This is a genomic window from Haloechinothrix aidingensis (assembly GCF_013450155.1).
Classification (GTDB): Bacteria; Actinomycetota; Actinomycetes; order Mycobacteriales; family Pseudonocardiaceae; genus Haloechinothrix; species Haloechinothrix aidingensis.
In genome coordinates this window covers 1-18,950 of record NZ_JACCKD010000010.1, presented here as the reverse complement: position 1 = coordinate 18,950, position 18,950 = coordinate 1, and the positions used below count along the sequence as shown (strand labels likewise).

15 protein-coding genes are annotated in these 18,950 nt (G+C 69.8%); 14 read left to right on the top strand and 1 reads right to left on the bottom strand.

Annotation, left to right across the window (positions count from 1 at the left end; genetic code table 11):
* Nucleotides 1-31 precede the first annotated feature (31 nt).
* The 3 genes from pheS to H0B56_RS21655 all read left to right on the top strand — a co-directional run bounded on the left by pheS (nucleotide 32) and on the right by H0B56_RS21655 (nucleotide 4,761).
* Nucleotides 32-1,099, top strand: a complete 1,068-nt coding sequence (pheS, locus tag H0B56_RS21665) for a phenylalanine--tRNA ligase subunit alpha (protein WP_180894976.1) — start codon at nucleotides 32-34, stop codon at nucleotides 1,097-1,099.
* Nucleotides 1,100-3,640, top strand: a complete 2,541-nt coding sequence (pheT, locus tag H0B56_RS21660) for a phenylalanine--tRNA ligase subunit beta (protein ID WP_180894975.1) — start codon at nucleotides 1,100-1,102, stop codon at nucleotides 3,638-3,640.
* Nucleotides 3,641-3,807: 167 nt separating this feature from the next.
* Nucleotides 3,808-4,761 (top strand): type IV toxin-antitoxin system AbiEi family antitoxin, encoded by a 954-nt coding sequence (locus H0B56_RS21655; protein ID WP_246361422.1) that lies wholly within the window; start codon nucleotides 3,808-3,810, stop codon nucleotides 4,759-4,761.
* Nucleotides 4,762-4,914: 153 nt separating this feature from the next.
* On the opposite strand, the gene H0B56_RS21650 is transcribed toward H0B56_RS21655, so the two are convergent.
* The gene (locus H0B56_RS21650; RefSeq protein ID WP_180894974.1) at nucleotides 4,915-5,409 is read right to left on the bottom strand and encodes a GNAT family N-acetyltransferase; all 495 of its coding nucleotides are present in this window, start codon (nucleotides 5,407-5,409) and stop codon (nucleotides 4,915-4,917) included.
* A 175-nt stretch (nucleotides 5,410-5,584) separates the two neighbouring features.
* Here H0B56_RS21650 and argC point away from each other — a divergent pair, with 175 nt between their 5' ends.
* The 11 genes from argC to H0B56_RS21595 all read left to right on the top strand — a co-directional run bounded on the left by argC (nucleotide 5,585) and on the right by H0B56_RS21595 (nucleotide 18,341).
* Nucleotides 5,585-6,628: an N-acetyl-gamma-glutamyl-phosphate reductase gene (gene argC, locus H0B56_RS21645; RefSeq protein ID WP_180894973.1), complete on the top strand. Its 1,044-nt coding sequence runs from the start codon at nucleotides 5,585-5,587 to the stop codon at nucleotides 6,626-6,628.
* Nucleotides 6,629-6,645: 17 nt separating this feature from the next.
* Nucleotides 6,646-7,851, top strand: a complete 1,206-nt coding sequence (gene argJ, locus H0B56_RS21640; protein ID WP_180894972.1) for a bifunctional glutamate N-acetyltransferase/amino-acid acetyltransferase ArgJ — start codon at nucleotides 6,646-6,648, stop codon at nucleotides 7,849-7,851.
* Nucleotides 7,848-8,774, top strand: a complete 927-nt coding sequence (gene argB / locus H0B56_RS21635; protein ID WP_180894971.1) for an acetylglutamate kinase — start codon at nucleotides 7,848-7,850, stop codon at nucleotides 8,772-8,774. Before argJ ends, argB begins: the two co-directional genes overlap by 4 nt.
* A complete protein-coding gene (locus H0B56_RS21630) occupies nucleotides 8,774-9,961 on the top strand; it encodes an acetylornithine transaminase (protein WP_180894970.1) in 1,188 nt (395 codons plus the stop codon). The genes argB and H0B56_RS21630 overlap by 1 nt, the downstream gene beginning before the upstream one ends.
* Nucleotides 9,961-10,896, top strand: a complete 936-nt coding sequence (gene argF / locus H0B56_RS21625; protein ID WP_180894969.1) for an ornithine carbamoyltransferase — start codon at nucleotides 9,961-9,963, stop codon at nucleotides 10,894-10,896. Before H0B56_RS21630 ends, argF begins: the two co-directional genes overlap by 1 nt.
* A gap of 1 nt (nucleotide 10,897) precedes the next feature.
* Nucleotides 10,898-11,494: an arginine repressor gene (locus H0B56_RS21620; RefSeq protein WP_180894968.1), complete on the top strand. Its 597-nt coding sequence runs from the start codon at nucleotides 10,898-10,900 to the stop codon at nucleotides 11,492-11,494.
* 47 nt (nucleotides 11,495-11,541) lie between these two features.
* Nucleotides 11,542-12,738 carry an argininosuccinate synthase gene (locus H0B56_RS21615; protein ID WP_180894967.1) on the top strand — a complete coding sequence of 399 codons (1,197 nt, stop codon included), beginning with the start codon at nucleotides 11,542-11,544 and terminating at the stop codon, nucleotides 12,736-12,738.
* A 55-nt stretch (nucleotides 12,739-12,793) separates the two neighbouring features.
* Nucleotides 12,794-14,239, top strand: a complete 1,446-nt coding sequence (argH, locus tag H0B56_RS21610) for an argininosuccinate lyase (protein WP_180894966.1) — start codon at nucleotides 12,794-12,796, stop codon at nucleotides 14,237-14,239.
* Complete coding sequence (locus H0B56_RS21605) at nucleotides 14,236-14,913, top strand: DNA-3-methyladenine glycosylase (RefSeq protein ID WP_180894965.1); 678 nt, start codon at nucleotides 14,236-14,238, stop codon at nucleotides 14,911-14,913. The genes argH and H0B56_RS21605 overlap by 4 nt, the downstream gene beginning before the upstream one ends.
* A 5-nt stretch (nucleotides 14,914-14,918) precedes the next feature.
* On the top strand, nucleotides 14,919-16,190 hold the full coding sequence (gene tyrS, locus H0B56_RS21600) for a tyrosine--tRNA ligase (protein WP_180894964.1): 1,272 nt from the start codon (nucleotides 14,919-14,921) through the stop codon (nucleotides 16,188-16,190).
* A gap of 216 nt (nucleotides 16,191-16,406) precedes the next feature.
* Nucleotides 16,407-18,341 (top strand): acyl-CoA dehydrogenase family protein, encoded by a 1,935-nt coding sequence (locus H0B56_RS21595; RefSeq protein WP_180894963.1) that lies wholly within the window; start codon nucleotides 16,407-16,409, stop codon nucleotides 18,339-18,341.
* Nucleotides 18,342-18,950: the final 609 nt, after the last annotated feature.

The window sequence follows — 18,950 nt, the reverse complement described above, 5'->3', positions numbered from 1 at the left end:
GGCAGTATCGAGGAGTTGTGAGTCGAGGGCTATGCCAGGAGCAGACGAGACGCAGGGCAGCGAGCCGGATTCGGTGCTTGCCGAGGAGACCCTCGACGCTGCGGTGGCCGAGGCCACGGCAGCGTTCGCGGGGGCATCGGATCTGGATGAGCTGGCGTCGGTCAAGCCGGCTCATCTCGGCGAGCAGGCGCCCGTGCTGCGCGCCCGTCGCATGATCGGGTCACTGCCCGCCGAGCAGAAGGCCGAGGCCGGCAAGCGGGTCAACGCCGCGCGGGCCGCCGTTCAGAGCGCCTACGACGAGCGCCACGCGGTGCTGGCGGAGGAGCGTGACCGTCGCGTGCTGCGTGAGGAGGCCGTGGACGTCACGCTGCCGTGGGGCCGGGTGCCGCGCGGCGCGCGCCACCCGATGACGACCCTGGCCGAGCGCATCGGTGACGTGTTCATCGGGATGGGGTACGAGGTCGCCGAGGGCCCGGAGCTGGAAGCCGAGTGGTTCAACTTCGATGCGTTGAACTTCGGCAAGGACCACCCGGCTCGCCTGATGCAGGACACCTTCTACATCGCCCCGGAGGACTCCGGGCTGGTGCTGCGTACCCATACCTCGCCGGTGCAGGCGCGCACCTTGCTGCATACCGCGCCTCCGGTGTATGTGGTCTGTCCAGGTCGGACCTACCGGACAGATGAGCTCGATGCCACCCACACGCCCGTGTTCCACCAGGTCGAAGGACTGGCGGTGGACAAGGGCATCACGATGGCCCACCTGAAGGGGACGTTGGACGCGTTCGCGCGCGCGATGTTCGGCGAGAGTGCCGTGACCCGCTTGCGGCCACACTTCTTCCCGTTCACCGAGCCGTCCGCGGAGGTCGACGTCTGGTTCGAGGAACGCAAGGGCGGCCCGGGCTGGGTCGAGTGGGGTGGCTGCGGCATGGTCAATCCCCATGTGCTCCGCGCGTGCGGGGTCGACACCGACGTCTACTCCGGGTTCGCGTTCGGTATGGGGTTGGAGCGCACCCTGCAGTTCCGCAACGGCATCCCGGATATGCGCGACATGGTCGAAGGTGACATCAGGTTCACCCTGCCTTTCGGAACGGAGGCGTGAGTGCGAGTTCCCGTCAGCTGGCTGACCGAGCATCTCGAGCTGAGTGAGGGCGTCGGTGCGCAGGAACTGACCGACGCCTTGCTGGGGGTCGGTATCGAGGTCGAGGATGTGCACTCGCTCGATGCCGTCCGTGGGGAGTTGGTGGTCGGCAGGGTCACCGAGATCACCGAGCTGACCGAGTTCGCCAAGCCGATCCGGTACTGCAAGGTCGACACCGGTGGGTCCGAGCCCGAGACCAACACGAGTCTCGGTTTCGCCGTCACCGAACGCAGCTACGACGAGGAGCAGCGAACCCGGGGGATCGTGGCGGGCGCGACCAACTTCGTGGAGGGCGACCTCGTCGTCGTCGCGCTGCCCGGCACGGTGCTGCCGGGTGAGTTCACGATCAGCGAGCGCAAGACTTACGGCCACGTCAGCGAAGGCATGATGTGCTCGGCCCGCGAGCTCGGCCTCGGTGACGACCACTCCGGCATCCTGGTTCTGGACCCGGGCAGTGCCCTGCCGGGCGACGACGCGCGGACGATCCTCGGGTTGGACGACGCGGTACTGGACGTGGAGCCGACGCCCGACATGGGGCACGCGATGTCGATCCGCGGGCTGGCGCGCGAGCTCGCCTGTGCCTACGCGGCTCCGTTCGGCGACCCGGGTACGCGCGAGCTGGAACAGGTCGGCGAGGACGCGTGGCCGGTGCGTATCGAGGATCGCGACGGTTGCAGCCGTTTCGTGCTCCGGCGACTGACCGGTGTGGACACACGCGCGGTCGCACCGTGGTGGATGCGGCGCAGGCTGATGCTGGCAGGGATGCGGCCGATCTCGCTGGCGGTCGACGTCACCAACTACGTGATGCTGGAGCTCGGCCAGCCGCTGCACGCCTTCGACACGGCAAGCGTCAGCGGCGGCCTGGTCGTGCGCCGCGCCAAGAACGGCGAGACCCTCACCACACTGGACGAGGTCGAGCGTGAGCTCGACCCGGACGACATGGTCATCGCCGACGACACGGGTGTGGTGTCCCTTGCGGGCACCATGGGCGGAGCCAGCACCGAGATCAGTGACAGCAGCGCCGACGTGCTACTCGAAGGCGCGCACTGGGACCCGGCGTCGATCAGCAGGACCGCGCGGCGCCACCGGCTGTTCTCCGAGGCGGCGAAACGGTTCGAACGTTTCACCGACCCGGCCCTTCCCCCCGTGGCGGTCGAGCTGGCCGCTACGCTGCTGCAGCAGTACGGCGGCGGCACGGTCGAGCGAGGGCGTACCGACGAGGGTGAGGTCACCCCCGCCCGGGCGGTCACCATGCCGATCGATCTGCCGGACCGCACGGCCGGTGTGCGCTACGCACGGGGTGTGACCGCCCGCCGGCTGACCCAGATCGGCTGCAAGGTCAGCATCGGTACCGGCGCCGATGGGACCGCCGAGGTCACCGCGGAGCCGCCCAGCTGGCGCGCGGACCTGAACCAGCCTGCCGATCTGGTCGAGGAAGTCCTCCGCCTGGAAGGCTACGACAGCATCCCGTCCGAGCTGCCTGCGGCGTCGGCGGGCACCGGCCTGACCGAGGTGCAGCGTAGGCGTAGGGCGGTATCGCGGGCACTGGCCGAGTCGGGCTACGTCGAGGTGTTGCCGTTCCCGTTCACGGCGGCCTCGGTGTGGGACGACTTCGGCCTGGCAGCCGACGACGAGCGGCGCGACGCGGTGCGGGTGCTCAACCCGCTGGAGGCGGAGAAGGACCAGCTCGCGACGATGCTGCTGCCGGGGCTGCTGGAGACCGTGCACCGCAACATCTCGCGGGGCTTCCGGGACCTCTCGCTGTTCCACATTGGTCAGATTGTCGCCCCGACGCCCGGGGAGCCGTCCGCGCCGGATCCCGGTGTGCGGCAGCGCCCCAGCGACGCGGAGGTCGATGCCCTGGAACAGGCCGTTCCGGACCAGCCACTGCACGTGGCCGTGGTACTCACCGGTCAGCGCATGCGTTCCGGATGGTGGGGTCGCGGGGAGCCCGCGACCTGGAGCGACGCCGTTGAGGCGGCACGTACCGTCGCGGCGGCCGCCGGGGCCGAGCTCGAGGTGCGTTCGGCCGAGATGATGCCGTGGCATCCTGGCCGCTGTGCCGAGCTGCGTGTCGAGGGCACCTGCGTGGGGCATGCCGGTGAGCTGCACCCGAAGGTTCTCGAGGCGATGGGTCTGCCCAAGCGCGCGGTAGCGATGGAGCTGGACCTCGATGCGGTGCCGATGCGGCGCAGGCGGCCCGCGCCGGAGCTGTCCCCGTACCCGCCGGTGCTGATGGACGTGGCACTGGTGGTCGACGCGGAGGTCCCGTCGGCTGACGTGGCTGCCGCGCTGCGCAGCGGCGGTGGTGACCTGCTCGAGGACGTGGCGCTGTTCGACGTCTACACCGGCGAGCAGGTGGGTGCCGGCAACCGGTCACTGGCCTACAGCCTGCGGTTCCGCGCACCTGACCGGACGCTGACGGCTGAAGAGGCCACCGGGGCCCGCGACTCCGCCATCGCAGCGGCAGCCGAGCAGTGCGGCGCCACCCTGCGCCAGTAACCCCCGCACCCCACCCGTGGGGTGAGAGCCGAATGTCACGTCCGGCTCCCTAGACGGAGCCAAGGTCACCTTCGGCTCCCATCGGGTTTGTCCACATCCTGCCGGTGTTCCACAGGCGACGCAGGACGTGCTGGTGCGGTCCGGTGTGGCGTGGGCATCGTGCAGGCATGCCTCGCCGATCAGCAGTCGACTGGGACGCCGTAGCCGCCGCCGCGGAGCAGGACATCCTCACGCGGCACGAGCTGCACTCGCTCGGCGTCACGCAAAAGATGATCTGGGCACGCACGCGTGCCGGCGGGCCGTGGCGCGGGGTGCTGCCCGGGGTGATCATGCTCCGCAGCGGGGTACCGACGCGCAGGCAGCGCCTGTGCGCGGCGCTGCGCTACGGCGGAGCCGACGCCGTCGTCACCGGTGCCAGCGCATCCCGGTTGCACGGTCTCCGGCAGGTTCCGGAGACCGATCAGGTGCACTTGCTCGTCCCGCACGGTGTCCAGCCCAACACCTGCGGGTACGTCCTGGTCGAGCGAACGACGCGGATGCCCCGCGTCGTCTACCGTGACGGTATCCCCGCAGCCGAGGTGACCCGGGCCGTTCTCGATGCGGCACGCCGGATGTCCGGCAAGGATGCCGTCGAGGCCGTGCTCGCCGAGTCGGTACAGCGTGGACTGACCACGCCCCGGCGGTTGTCCACCGAGCTCGAAGCCGGATCCGACCGGGGTTCGGCGCTGCCGCGTGCCGTGCTGCGCGCGATCACGCGCGGCGCGCGTTCCGTTCCCGAGGCGGATGCCGTTCGGCTGGTCGCCCGGGCCCACCTCCCGCAGCCGGCGTGGAACGTGCGGGTGCGGTTGCCCGGCCGTGACACGCCGCTCGTGCCCGACGCGTGGTTCGCCGACGTCGGCCTTGCGTGGGAGATCGATTCGTACCAGTGGCATCTCAGCCCGGCCGACTACGCGCGAACGCTGGAACGCCATGCCGCCATGACCGGTGCCGGGATCGTCGTGCTGCACACCCTTCCCGCGCGCTTGCGCAGCGAACCGGGTGCGGTGATCGTGGAGCTGCGAGCGGCCTACGAACATGCCGCCCGGTGCCCGGCCCCGGACGTGTACGTCGACCGGCGGTGAGCGGTATCGGTGCGGGGAGGGAGCCCAAGGTGACAGCGGGTTCTTCTATGGAGCCGAATGTGACATCGGGCTCCCCACACCGGACGGCAACGCGCCCGGGGCGCGGAGTCGTGCGGCATGCCGACCCCGGGTACCGGTTCGGGGTGCGGAAGGTCAGGTAAGGAGCTTGGCGAACCAGTGGTCGGCGTGGACATTGCTGTTGTAGTCGCTGACCTCGGCGTAGCCGTGCGCGGCGTACAGCGTGCGAGCCTCGATCAGGTCGCTGCGCGTATCCAGCACCATCGTGTGGGCACCGGACTCGCGGGCGCGCTCCTCTGCCGCCTCGAGCAGGGCGCGGCCGATGCCGAGCCCGCGACCCGACGGGCGGACGAACATGCGCTTGAGCTCCCAGGTGTGCGTGTCGAGACGGCGGATGCCGACGCAGCCCGCTGCCCGTCCCGCGGTGTACGCCAACAGGAAGGCGCCGTCCGGCGGGCTGAGGTCGTCGTTCGGCTGCTCCGCCTGCGCCGCGTCGACCTCGGCGGCGGTTGGCTCGCTGCCGTTGGATCGCCGCACGAGGTCGGTGACGTACTCGCGTAGCAGCTCGGCGGCCTCGGGGTTGTCGACTGCCGTGTGTCGCACATCGATCTCGGCAAGGCTGGTACCCATTGCATCAGCATGGCACGTTCGTCCAGGAAATTTTCCGTCACTCCCCGGTCGTGCGGATGTGTGACGCCAAGCCGGGGAGCCGAAGGTGACCTTGGTTCCTTCTATGGAGCCGAACGTGACATTGGGCCCCACCCCCAAGTTGAGTGAGGTTGCAGGGTGGTGCATAATCATTCGCATGACGATCGATGTGGCTGTGGCCGGGGCCAGCGGGTACGCGGGAGGTGAGCTCCTGCGCCTGCTGCTGTCGCATCCGGACGTGCGGATCGGTGCGCTCACCGCAGGCGGGAACGCGGGGTCCCTTCTCGGTGAGCACCATCCGCATCTGGTTCCGCTCGCCGACCGGAGTCTCGAGGAGACGCGCGCCGACGTGCTGGCGGGCCACGACGTGGTCTTCCTGGCACTGCCGCACGGGCATTCGGCCGAGCTGGCAGGCAGCCTCGGCGAGAGCACCGTGGTGATCGACATGGGGGCCGATCACCGGCTGACCGACCCGGACGCGTGGCAGCGGTGGTACGGCGGCACCCATCCGGGCACGTGGCCCTACGGCCTTCCCGAGCTGCCGCTCGCCGGGGACACCAGGCAGCGGGACCGGCTACGCCACGCCGGCCAGGTGGCGGTGCCCGGCTGCTACCCCACAGGGGGTTCGCTGGCGCTGGCTCCGGCACTGCGGGCCGGCCTCGTCGAGCGCCACGTCACGGTCACCTCGGTCACCGGCACCTCCGGAGCGGGTAAGAGCCTGAAGCCACACCTGCTCGGCTCCGAGGTGATGGGATCGACGAGCGCGTACGGCGTGGGTGGTGCGCACAGGCACACACCCGAGTTCGTGCAGAACCTCGGCGCGGCGGCCGGTGACACCGTCGGCGTCTCGTTCACGCCCGTCCTGGCACCGATGCCGCGCGGCATCCTGACGACCGCGACGGCCCCCCTGCGGGGTGAGGTGGACGCGGCGACGGCGCGGTCGGTGTACGAGGATACCTACAAGAACGAGCCGTTCGTGCGGCTGCTGCCGGAGGGATCCTGGCCCGCCACGGCGGCCACGCTCGGGTCCAACCACGTGCACTTGCAGGTCACAGTGGACCCTGATGCACGGGTGCTCGTGGTGATCGGCGCGATCGACAACCTCACGAAGGGCACCGCGGGCGGGGCGGTGCAGTGCATGAACCTCGCACTCGGTCTGGAGGAGACGGTGGGACTGCCCGTGGCGGGGGTGGCGCCGTGAACGCGGGAGGAGGAGCGATGAGCGGGCTCACGCCGGTGACCGTGGACGGCGTCGACGTCTCCGCGGGCGTGACCGCCGCGCGCGGGTTCCGTGCCGCGGGGATTCCCGCCGGGATCAAGGGTGGCGGCAAACCGGACCTGGCGCTGGTGGTCAACGACGGCCCCAACGTGGACGCGGCCGGTGTGTTCACCCGCAACGTGGTCAAGGCCGCCCCCGTGCTGTGGTCGAAACAGGTACTGACCGAGCGCAGGCTGCGCGCGGTGGTACTCAACTCCGGAAGCGCGAACGCCGCCACGGGTCCACCCGGGTTCCAGGACGCGCACGCCACGGCCGAGAAGGCCGCCGCGGTGCTCGGGACCGGGGCGATCGAGATCGCCGTGTGTTCCACGGGGCTGATCGGCGAGCGCCTTCCGATGCAGGCGGTGCTGCCGGGTATCGATACGTGCGCCGCGTCGTTGTCGGCGAGCCCCTCCGCTGCGACCGACGCGGCCACCGCCGTGCTGACCACCGACAGCAGGCCCAAGCAGGCGGCGGTGACGCACGCCGACGGGTGGAGTATCGGCGGTTTCGCCAAGGGCGCCGGCATGCTCGCGCCCAACATGGCGACCATGCTCTCGGTGATCACGACCGACGCCGTCCTCGGCGGCGAAGCACTCGACACCGTGCTGCGTGCGGCGAGTCGCGTCACCTTCGACCGCCTGGATGTCGACGGGGGTACGTCCACCAACGACACGGTGCTCCTGCTGTCCTCCGGCGCGAGCGGGATCGTGCCGTCCGTCGAGGAGTTCACCAACCTGCTCTCGGACATGTCACTGAGCCTCGTACGGCAGCTTCAGGCCGACTCGGAGGGTGCGACGAAGCTGGTCGACATCACCGTTCGGGGAGCGCCGAGCGAGACGGACGCGATCCAGGTCGGCCGGACGGTGGCCGAGGACAACCTGGTCAAGACCGCCCTGTTCGGCTCGGACCCCAACTGGGGCCGTATCGCGATGGCGGTGGGCCGCAGCCAGTTCGCCGCCGACCCGGACCGGCTCGGCATCACCGTGAACGGCGTCGAGCTGATGCGGGACGGGCTCGCGAGCCGGGACCGCTCGGAGGCCGACCTGTCCGGAGCGCGAGTCGAGATCACCATCGATCTCGGCGCCGGTACCGACCAGGCGACCATCTACAGCACCGACCTGTCCCACGGCTACGTCGAAGAGAACAGCGCGTACTCCTCATGAGTTCTACCGAGCGGAAGATCTCCGCGGACGAGCGTCTGGCCACCGCGGCGGAGAAGGCGGGCGTGCTGATCGAGGCGCTGCCCTGGCTGCAGCGGTTCCACGGTGCCTGCGTGGTGTTGAAGTACGGCGGCAACGCCATGGTCGACGACACCCTCAAGCAGGCATTCGCGCAGGACATGGTCTTCCTGCGGCTCGCTGGGCTCAAGCCTGTCGTGGTGCACGGCGGTGGCCCGCAGATCACCACGATGCTGACCCGGCTCGGCATGGAGGGGGAGTTCCGCGGTGGGCTGCGCGTGACCACTCCGGAGACGATGGACGTCGTCCGTATGGTGCTGACCGGGCAGGTCAGCCGGGAGCTCGTCGGTCTGATCAACGCCTACGGTCCCTACGCCGTCGGCATCTCCGGCGAGGACGCCAGGCTGTTCACCGCCTCCCGCAAGCACGCCACCGTGGATGGTGAGTCCGTCGACATCGGACTGGTCGGCGAGGTGTCGGACGTCGACCCGGATGCCGTGCTGGACATCATGAACGCCGGCCGGATACCCGTGGTGTCGACGGTCGCTCCGGACGCCGACGGCGTCGTGCACAACGTCAACGCCGACACCGCAGCGGGGGCGCTCGCCGCAGCGTTGCGGGCGGAGAAGCTGGTCGTCCTGACCGATGTGGAGGGCCTGTACGCGGACTGGCCGGACCGCGCCTCACTCGTCGACCAGGTGAGCGTGAACCGGCTCGAGGACATGCTCCCGGGCCTGGACAGCGGCATGATCCCGAAGATGGAGGCCTGCGTCCGTGCCGTCCGGGGCGGAGTGCCACGAGCGCATGTGATCGACGGCAGGCTGGCGCACTCGGTGCTGCTGGAAGTGTTCACCTCCAGCGGGATCGGGACGATGGTGCTGGCCGAGGAGCCCGAGGGGGGCGCGTGATGTCCAACGAGCAGGCCCGGCTCCGGTGGGAGTCGGCGTTGATGAACAACTACGGCACCCCGCCCGTCGAGGTGGTGCGCGGGGATGGCACCCGGGTGTGGGACGCCGACGGCAACACCTACCTCGACCTGCTGGCCGGTATCGCGGTGAACGCCCTCGGGCACGCTCACCCCGCTGTCGTCGACGCGGTGAGCCGCCAGGTCGCCACGCTCGGGCACACCTCGAACCTGGTCGCCAACCCGATGGCGCTGGAACTGTCCGAGACGTTGCTCGAGGTGGCCGGGCTGGCAGGCGATGGCAAGGTGCTCCTCGTCAACTCCGGCTCCGAAGCCAACGAGGTCGCGTTGAAGATCAGCAGGCTGACCGGGCGCGGCTCCGTCGTCGCCTGCGAGTCCGGGTTCCACGGCCGTACCATGGGCGCCCTGACGCTGACCGGGCAGCCTGCCAAGCAGGAACCCTTCGCGCCGCTCGTTCCCGGCATCCACCACGTGCCGTTCGGCGATATCGACGCGCTGCGCGCGGCCGTGGACGGTGACACCGCCGCGGTCTTCGTCGAGCCCATCCAGGGCGAGGCCGGTGTGATTCCCGCCCCCGACGGGTACCTGCGGGCCGCGCGGGAGATCACCGAACAGCACGGTGCGCTGCTGGTCCTCGACGAGGTGCAGACCGGCATCGGCCGAACCGGCAGCTGGTTCGCGTTCCAGCAGGCGGGGATCGTTCCCGACGTGGTCACCCTCGCCAAGGGGCTGGGCGGGGGGCTCCCGCTGGGTGCGGTGATCGGCGTCGGCGGCGCGGCCGACCTGCTGCGGCCGGGCCAGCACGGGGTGACGTTCGGCGGTAACCCGGTGTGCTGTGCGGCGGGCCTGGCCGTGCTGCGCACCATCGAGTCCGAGTCGCTCGCCGAGCACGCCCGCACCGTGGGTAAGGACATCGCCGCGAGCGTCGAGGCGTTGCGGCACCCGTCGATCGCGGGGGTGCGCGGTGCGGGGCTGCTGCTCGGCATCGCCCTGCGCGAGCAGTCCTCCGCCGCGGTCGCAGGCGCGGCGCGGCGGGCAGGCTACCTGGTCAACCCGGTCACACCGGACACGCTGCGGCTGGCGCCGCCGCTGGTGCTGGCCGCCGACGACGCGCACCGGTTCGTGTCCGACCTGCCACAGATTCTCGACGACGCTGCGAAGGACGTGTGATGCCACGACACTTTCTCCGGGATGACGACCTGGATCCCGCCGAGCAGGAGGCCGTTCTCGACCTGGCAGACCAGCTCAAGGCCGACCCGCTCGGCAGCGACGCGCTCGCCGGTCCCCGCCTGGTAGCGGTGATCTTCGAGAAGAACTCCACGCGCACCCGGTTCTCGTTCGAGGCAGGCGTCGCCCAGCTGGGCGGCCACGCCATGGTGGTGGACGGGCGCTCGATGCAGCTCGGTCGGGAGGAGACGCTCGAGGACACCTCGCGCGTGCTGTCCGGCTACGCCGACGCCGTCGTGTGGCGGACGTTCGCGCAGGCGCGCATGGACTCTTTCGCAAGCGTCTCGCGGGTGCCCGTCGTCAACGCGCTCACCGACGAGTTCCACCCCTGCCAGGTGCTCGCCGACCTGCAGACGATCCGGGAACGTAAGGGCACGCTGAGCGGGCAGACGCTGACCTACCTCGGCGACGGCGCGAACAACATGGCCCACTCGCTGTTGCTCGGCGGCGTGACCGCGGGCCTGCACGTGCGGATCGCCGCGCCGGAGGGGTTCCATCCGGTGCCGTGGGTGCTCGATCTGGTGCGGCGGCGTGCCGCGGAGACCGGGGGCTCGGTCGGTGTGTTCAGCGACCCGGTCGAGGCGGTGGACGGCGCCGATGTACTCGCCACCGACTCGTGGACGTCCATGGGCCAGGAGACCGACGGCAAGGACAGGGTGGGACCGTTCCGGCCGTTCCAGGTGAGTACGCAGCTGCTGGGCAAGACAGGCAAGGATGACACGATCGTGCTGCACGACCTGCCTGCCCATCGCGGGTGGGAGATCACCGACGAGGTCATCGACGGGCCGGCCAGTGCTGTGTGGGACGAGGCGGAGAACCGTCTCCACGCGCAGAAGGCATTACTCGTGTGGTTGCTCGGAAAGCAGGAGGCTGCATGAGATGAATGAGCCCGATCACCACGCGGGCCCGGCCACCGGACATGCGATCACCCGTGCCGCGCGCCAGGCACGCATCGCCGAACTCGTGTCCAGCATGGGTATCCGCAGCCAGTCCGAGCTCGCCCGGATGCTCGTCGCGGAGGGCATCGAGGCCACGCAGGCTACGCTGTCCAGGGACCTCGACGAGCTCGGGGCAGTGAAGCTCCGTGGCGCCGACGGTGGCGCCCCGGTCTACGTCATTCCCGAGGACGGGAGCCCGGTCAAGGGCGTGCAAGGCGGGACCACGCGGCTGTCCCGGTTGCTCAGCGAGTTGCTCGTCTCGGCGGAGGGGTCCGCCAACCTCGTGGTGCTGCGTACGCCGCCGGGGGCGGCCCAGTTCCTGGCCAGCGCGATCGATAGGGCAGCGTTGTACGAGGTCGTCGGGACGATCGCCGGGGACGACACGGTCATGGTGATCGCGCGGGAGCCGCTACGGGGAGCTGACCTGGCCGAACGCTTCAGGGCGCTCGCGAGGACCGCGACAGGCCCGGACGGCGCCGAGGCGAGCTCCGGGCAGAACACGGACGACGCTGATGCGGAATCAGCGAACCGCGCGTGAGACAACCACGACACGCGCAGCGCAACGAGACGCGAGGAGGACAGTCAATGACGAAGCGTGTGGTGCTCGCCTACTCGGGTGGGCTCGACACCTCGGTCGCGATCGGATGGATCGCCGAGGAGACCGGTGCCGAGGTGATCGCCGTGGCCGCGGACGTCGGCCAGGGTGGCGAGGACCTGGAGACGATCCGCAAGCGCGCGCTGGACTGCGGGGCGGCCGAGGCGGTCGTCGCCGATGTGCGCCAGGAGTTCACCGAGCAGTACTGCCTGCCTGCCGTGCAGGCCAATGCCCTCTACATGGATCGCTACCCCCTGGTGTCCGCGCTGTCCCGGCCCCTGATCGTCAAACACCTTGTGGACGCCGCCAAGCAGCACGGGGCCAGCACCGTGGCGCACGGCTGCACCGGCAAGGGCAACGACCAGGTCCGGTTCGAGGTCGGTATCGGCGCGCTCGCGCCGGACCTGGACGTCATCGCTCCGGTGCGGGACTTCGCCTGGACGCGGGAGAAGGCGATCGCCTACGCCGAGCAGCGGGACCTGCCGATCGACGTCACCAAGTCCTCGCCGTTCTCGGTCGACCAGAACGTGTTCGGTCGCGCCGTGGAGACCGGCTTCCTCGAGGACCTCTGGAACGCGCCGACCAAGGACGTCTACTCCTACACCTCGGATCCCGCGCTGAACGCCGGCAAGCCGGACGAGGTCGTCATCAGCTTCGAGCGGGGCGTTCCGGTGGCGATCGACGGCACGCCGGTGACGGTGCTGGAGGCGATCGAGCAGCTCAACAAGCGTGCAGGGGAGCACGGTGTCGGCAGGCTCGACATGGTCGAGGACCGGCTGGTCGGGATCAAGAGCAGGGAAGTCTACGAGGCCCCTGGAGCGATCGCGCTGATCACCGCGCACCAGGAGCTGGAGGCGGTCACGGTGGAGCGCGACCTCGCACGCTTCAAGCGTCAGGTCGAGCAGCGCTGGGGTGAGCTCGTCTACGACGGCCTGTGGTTCTCCCCGCTGAAGTACGCGCTGGACGACTTCATCGCGAGCACCCAGGAGCATGTGACCGGCGACATCCGGATGGTGCTGCACGGCGGCGCGGCCACGGTGAACGGGCGCCGCAGCGCGCAGTCGCTGTACGACTTCAACCTGGCGACCTACGACGAGGGCGACTCGTTCGACCAGTCGCAGGCCAAGGGTTTCGTGCACCTGTGGGGTCTGCCCAGCAAGATCGCGGCCCGGCGGGACCAGGCGTGATGCCCGGTCACGCGCTGTGGCCGGAGGTATCGACCGCGAGAACGGGAGTGAGCAGGTGACAGGGTCCGGTTCGGCAGGGTCGGGCGAGGTGGGTCCGGTCCAGCTGTGGGGCGGCCGGTTCGCGAGCGGCCCTGCGGAGGCGATGGCGGCGCTGAGCGCGTCAACGCATTTCGATTGGCGGCTCGCCAGGCACGACATCGCGGGCTCGCGCGCGCACGCACGCGTGCTCCGCTCGGCGGGGCTGCTGACCGAGGAGGAGCTGGCGGGACTGCTCGCCGCGCTGGACCGGCTCGAGTCCGATGTGGTCAGCGGGACGTTCACCCCGACGGTCGCCGACGAGGACGTGCACACCGCGCTGGAACGTGGCCTGCTGGAGCGTGCGGGCTCCGACCTCGGCGGCAAGCTGCGCGCGGGCCGATCACGCAACGACCAGGTGGCCACGCAGATGCGCATGTGGCTGCGCGACGCCGCACGGGGCGTCGCGCGGGGCACCCTCGCTGTCGTCGACGCCCTGACCGCCCAGGCGGAACGGCACCCGGACGCGGTACTGCCCGGCCGTACGCATCTCCAGCACGCGCAGCCGGTGTTGCTGGCACATCACCTTCTCGCGCACGCGCAGGCACTGTTGCGTGACGTGGACCGGCTGCGCGACTGGGACCGCAGGACGGACGAGTCCCCGTACGGTTCCGGGGCGCTCGCCGGCTCCTCGCTCGACCTGGACCCGGACGCCGTGGCCGCCGAGCTCGGGTTCGCGCGCGCCGTGGACAACTCCATCGACGGTGTCGCCAGCAGGGACTTCGCAGCGGAGTTCGCCTTCGCGGTGGCGATGCTCGGGGTGAACCTGTCACGCATCGCCGAGGAAGTGATCATCTGGAACACGGCCGAGTTCGGGTACGTCACGCTGGACGACGCGTGGGCGACCGGCAGCTCCATCATGCCGCAGAAGAAGAACCCCGACGTCGCCGAGCTCGCCAGGGGCAAGGCAGGCAGGCTCATCGGCAACCTCAGCGGCCTGCTAGCCACGTTGAAGGCACAGACGCTGGCCTACAACCGGGACCTGCAGGAGGACAAGGAACCGCTGTTCGACTCGGTCGAGCAGCTGGAGCTGCTGCTGCCCGCGATCGCCGGCATGATCGACACCGTGGCCTTCCACACCGAGCGGATGGCAGAGCTGGCGCCCGCGGGGTTCACGCTGGCGACCGACATCGCCGAGTGGCTCGTGCGGCAGGGTGTCGCGTTCCGCAGGGCCCACGAGATCTCCGGGGAGTGCGTGCGTGTCGCGGAGCGCAACGGGGTGGGGCTCGCCGAGCTCACCGACGAGGAGCTCGGTGCGATCGATCCCCGGCTGACACCCGACGTACGCGAGGTGCTGACAGTGGCTGGGTCGATCGCCTCCCGCGACGCGCGCGGCGGCACCGCCCCGACGCGCGTCGCCGAGCAGCTCGACGGGGTACGCAGGCGGTCGGCCGGGGCGCGCGCGTGGGCGGGCGGTGACTCGTGAACCAGCGGGGGCAGGCGGCCGGTTGGCGCCAGTTCGGTCGCGCGGACCTGGGTATCGACCCCGTAGCGGCGTGCCCCGTGCTGCTCGGTGGCGTGCTGGAGGCCACGAGCACCGACGGGACCGTGACGGCGCGCATCGTCGAGGTCGAGGCCTACCGTGGTGCGGACGACCCCGCCTCGCACGCGTACCGGGGCAGGACCGCGCGCAACGCGGTGATGTGGGGACCGGCGGGACACCTGTACGTCTACTTCGTCTACGGCATGCACTTCTGCGCGAACGTGGTGTGCGCGGGCGACGGGCAGGCAGGAGCCGTCCTGCTGCGCGCGGCGGAGATCACCGACGGGCAGGACCTCGCCGCGGCACGCCGACCGGCGGCGCGCACGGCACGCGACCTCGCGCGCGGCCCGGCACGCCTGACCGCGGCGCTGGGGCTGACCCGCGAGCACGACGGTGTCGATCTCACCGCCCCGGACTCGCCGGTGCGGTTGCGTGCCGGCGAGCAGGTCGAGCCCGGCGAGGTCGAACGCGGCCCCCGGGTGGGAGTCGCGGCAGCAGGGGACGTGCCGTGGCGGTTCTGGCTGCCGGGCTCGCGTGCGGTCTCGCGGTACCGCCCCGGCGGGCGGGGCGGCGCGAACGGCCCGGATCCGGTAGCGACGAGCAGGCTGGAAGGATGAGTGTCGTGAGCGAGCACATTCTTGACGAGCTGTCCTGGCGTGGTCTGATCACGCAGTCGACCGACCGGCAAGCCCTGCACGCCGACCTCGCGAGCGGACCCGTCACGCTGTACGCGGGATTCGACCCGACCGCCGAGAGCCTGCACGCGGGGCACCTGGTGCAGCTGCTCACGCTCACCCGGTTCCAGCGCGCCGGGCACCGGCCCGTGCTGCTCGCGGGCGGGGCGACCGGGCAGATCGGTGATCCGCGTGAGGTAGGGGAGCGCAGCCTCGTCAGCGCCGACGTGGTCGCCGAGCGGCTGGCGTCGATCAGCGTCCAGCTGGAGAAGCTCGTGACCTTCGACGACTCGCCGAGCGGTGCGGTGCTGGAGAACAACCTCAACTGGTTCCGCGATCTGGGCTCGCTGGACTTCCTCCGCGACGTCGGCAAGCACTTCTCGATGAACGTCCTGCTCGCGCGGGATACCGTGCGCAGGAGGCTGGCCTCGGACGGGATGTCCTACACGGAGTTCAGCTACCTGCTGCTGCAGTCCTACGACTACCTGCAGCTGTACCGGCGGTACGGCACGAAGCTGCAGGTCGGCGGCTCGGATCAGTGGGGGAACATCGTCGGTGGTGTGGAGTACGTCCGCAAGGTCGACGGCGCGGGCGTGCACGGGCTGACCACGCCGCTGGTCACCGATGCCGATGGGCAGAAGCTCGGCAAGTCGACCGGTGGTGGCAACGTCTGGCTCGACCCTGAACTGACCTCGCCATACGCCTGGTACCAGTACTTCGTCAACACGCCCGACTCGCACGTCATCGACTACCTCAAGATGCTCACGTTCCTCACCCGCGAGGAGATCTCCGAGTACGAGCAGCTCACCGCGGACAAACCGCAGCTCCGGGCCGCCCAGCGCAGGCTCGCGGAGGAGCTCACGACACTCGTGCACGGGGCGGAGCAGACCCGGAAGGTCACCGCGGCCAGCGACGCGCTGTTCGGCAAGGGCGACTTCGCCGACCTCGACGCGCGGACCCTCGACGCGGTGATGGCCGAGGTGCCGACGGGGGAGGTCCGGTTGACCGAGGAGCCGTCGATCGTGGAGCTGCTCCTGGCCGCGGGCCTCGTGCAGAGCAAGGGTGCCGCGCGCCGCACCGTCGCCGAGGGCGGCGCCTACGTGAACAACGTCAAGATCACCGACGATACGTGGCAGCCGGGCTCCACCGACGCGCTTCACGGCCGGTGGCTGGTGGTGCGCAGGGGCAAGCGCAACCTCGCGGGTGTCCAGCTGCGCTAGCCGTCACTCCGGGGCGAGCCGAAGGACTCCTCGCGTACCACATGTGTACCGATGGGGTCCTTCGGCTCGCCCTCGCTCGTTGAGCGGTGGCCTCACATCGGGGAATCTCGGGGCCGGGGGCTTTGCAGGAACCTTACTGATGGGTAACGTACGTCACAGTTCTGCGGTACGCGCACCTACCCAGTACTCCTGCCAGCCGTCGACGAGGAGGTACCCGTGGTCCAGCAGGCGAACGTCACCGAACAGGAAGCACGTGAGGTCGCCGAGGAGGCGCGCGAGAGCGGCTGGACGAAGCCGTCGTTCGCCAAGGAGCTGTTTCTCGGGAAGTTCCGTACCGACCTGATTCACCCGTACCCGCAGCCGACCGCGGAGGCCACCGCGAAGTCCGAACGGTTCCTCCAGCAGCTGCGCGACTACTGCCGGACGCTGGACGGCGGGCTCATCGAGCGCGAGTCCCGGATCCCGGACGAGTACGTCAAGGGACTGGCCGAGCTCGGGTGCTTCGGTATCAAGATTCCGGAGTCCTACGGCGGGCTCGGGCTGTCCCAGGTCGCCTACAACAAGGCGCTGATGCTGGTGGGCTCGGTGCACTCGACCCTGGGCGTGCTGCTGTCGGCGCACCAGTCGATCGGCGTGCCTGAGCCGCTGAAGCTCGCGGGCAGCGAGGAGCAGAAGCAGCGTTTCCTGCCCCGCTGCGCCAAGGGTGCGGTATCGGCATTCCTGCTCACCGAGCCGGACGTGGGGTCGGATCCTGCTCGCCTCGCCGCATCTGCCGTGCCCACCGAGGACGGCGAGGCCTACGAGATCGACGGCGTCAAGCTCTGGACCACGAACGGTGTCGTGGCCGAGCTGCTCGTGGTGATGGCGCGGGTACCCAAGAGCGAAGGGCGTCGAGGCGGGGTGACGGCGTTCGTCATCGAGGCCGACTCGCCGGGCATCACCGTCGAGCGCAGGAACGCGTTCATGGGGCTGCGGGGGATCGAGAACGGTGTCACGCGCTTCAACAAGGTGCGGGTACCGAAGGAGAACGTGGTCGGCCGGGAGGGGGACGGCCTCAAGATCGCGCTGGGTACGTTGAACACCGGTCGGCTGTCCGTACCCGCGATGTGCGCCGGTGCGGGCAAGTGGGCGCTCAAGATCGCACGGGAGTGGTCGGCCGAGCGGGTGCAGTGGGGAAAGCCGGTCGGTGAGCACTCCGCGGTCGGCAGCAAGATCTCGTTCATCGCCTCCACCACCTACGCGCTGGAGAGCGTGCTCGACCTGTCCGCGCAGATGAGTGACGAGAACCGCAACGACATCCGTATCGAGGCGGCACTCGCGAAGCTGTGGGCCAGCGAGATGGCATGTCAGATCGCCGACGAGCTGGTACAGATCCGCGGCGGCAGGGGATACGAGACCGCCGACTCGCTCGCCGCACGCGGCGAGCGGGCCGCTCCGGTCGAGCAGCTGTTCCGTGATCTTCGTATCAACCGCATCTTCGAGGGGTCGACGGAGATCATGCACCTGCTGGTGGCGAGGGAGGCCGTCGACGCGCATCTCAGTGCCGCGGGCGAGCTCGCGGACCCGGAGTCGGATCTGCAGAGCAAGGCCAAGGCCGCGGCCAAGGCGAGCGGCTTCTATGCCAGGTGGCTGCCCCAGCTGGTGACCGGCAAGGGGCAGGTACCGAGCTCGTTCACCGAGTTCGGCTCGCTGGCCAAGCACATGCGGTACGTCGAGCGGTCGGCGCGCAAGCTCGCCAGGAGCACGTTCTACGGCATGGCACGGTGGCAGGCCGCGCTGGAGGTTCGCCAGAACTTCCTGGCGCGCGTGGTCGATATCGGCGCGGAGCTGTTCGCGATGTCGGCATCCTGCGTGCGCGCGGAGATGCAGCGCAACGAGGATCCGGCCGCGGGTGCGCAGGCGTACGACCTCGCGGATGCGTTCTGCGAGCAGGCCAGGGGGCGGATCGAGAGCCTGTTCCACCGGCTGTGGGACAACACCGACGACGTCGATCGGCGCATCGCCAAGTCCGCTCTGTCCGGTGAGTACACCTGGCTGGAGGGCGGGGTGCTCGATATCAGTGAGGGAACCGGGCCGTGGATCACCACGTGGCAGGCCGGAGAGTCCACCGAGGACAACCTCGCCCGGCGGTATCTGCCGAGCACCCGCTGAAGGACGGCAACCCGAAGGCGGGCGGGGTGCGGTGACACTCGCGGGATGGAGGCCCGGTACCGGTGATCGCGCCGCGGGTGACCGCGGTTCCCGGTTCCCGGCACCGTGTAGGTCCGTGAACTGGAACGACGAGACCAACTGACCCCCCTGTGTGCGGCCCTTTCCGAGCCGTGTAGTGTTCTCCTCATCGCCGCAACAGCGGTGAGGCCCGGGTGGCAGAGCGGTAACGCGACCCGGACCTGGCCAGGACGGCGGCGATGCTGCTAAGCTTGATCGAGCGGACGCAGGGTTGGCCAGCGGCCAGGGGTTAACCCCCCTGAAAGAAGCCACTGACCGGCCTGCTAAGCTAGAACGAGCCAGGCAGGGAACGGGCCGAGCGGTAAACCGCGAAACGGACCGATAGACTGTTTCGGCAGTTTCAGGAAGTTGAGTCGATTCCCGAGCGACACAGCCCGGAAAGGGTTGCGGTCAAGCGCGGGAAAGCGGACTGGCTTCGTGAACAGAAAAAATGCTGGAAAATGGCTGGTGAAGTCACGCTCCGGTGTGTTGTTTGAGAACTCAACAGTGTGCTTGTGTTTGCTCTAAGTTTTTTGAGCTAGTGTGTGCTTG

What these genes read in the sequence shown, in the direction of transcription:
- argF (WP_180894969.1), top strand. Translation starts at nt 9,961, where the DNA reads ATGCCACGACACTTTCTCCGGGATGACGACCTGGATCCCGCCGAGCAG.
- argJ (WP_180894972.1), top strand. Translation starts at nt 6,646, where the DNA reads ATGAGCGGGCTCACGCCGGTGACCGTGGACGGCGTCGACGTCTCCGCG.
- argC (WP_180894973.1), top strand. Translation starts at nt 5,585, where the DNA reads ATGACGATCGATGTGGCTGTGGCCGGGGCCAGCGGGTACGCGGGAGGT.
- H0B56_RS21630 (WP_180894970.1), top strand. Translation starts at nt 8,774, where the DNA reads ATGTCCAACGAGCAGGCCCGGCTCCGGTGGGAGTCGGCGTTGATGAAC.
- H0B56_RS21615 (WP_180894967.1), top strand. Translation starts at nt 11,542, where the DNA reads ATGACGAAGCGTGTGGTGCTCGCCTACTCGGGTGGGCTCGACACCTCG.
- H0B56_RS21655 (WP_246361422.1), top strand. Translation starts at nt 3,808, where the DNA reads ATGCCTCGCCGATCAGCAGTCGACTGGGACGCCGTAGCCGCCGCCGCG.
- argB (WP_180894971.1), top strand. Translation starts at nt 7,848, where the DNA reads ATGAGTTCTACCGAGCGGAAGATCTCCGCGGACGAGCGTCTGGCCACC.
- H0B56_RS21650 (WP_180894974.1), bottom strand. Translation starts at nt 5,409, where the DNA reads ATGGGTACCAGCCTTGCCGAGATCGATGTGCGACACACGGCAGTCGAC.
- pheS (WP_180894976.1), top strand. Translation starts at nt 32, where the DNA reads ATGCCAGGAGCAGACGAGACGCAGGGCAGCGAGCCGGATTCGGTGCTT.
- H0B56_RS21620 (WP_180894968.1), top strand. Translation starts at nt 10,898, where the DNA reads ATGAATGAGCCCGATCACCACGCGGGCCCGGCCACCGGACATGCGATC.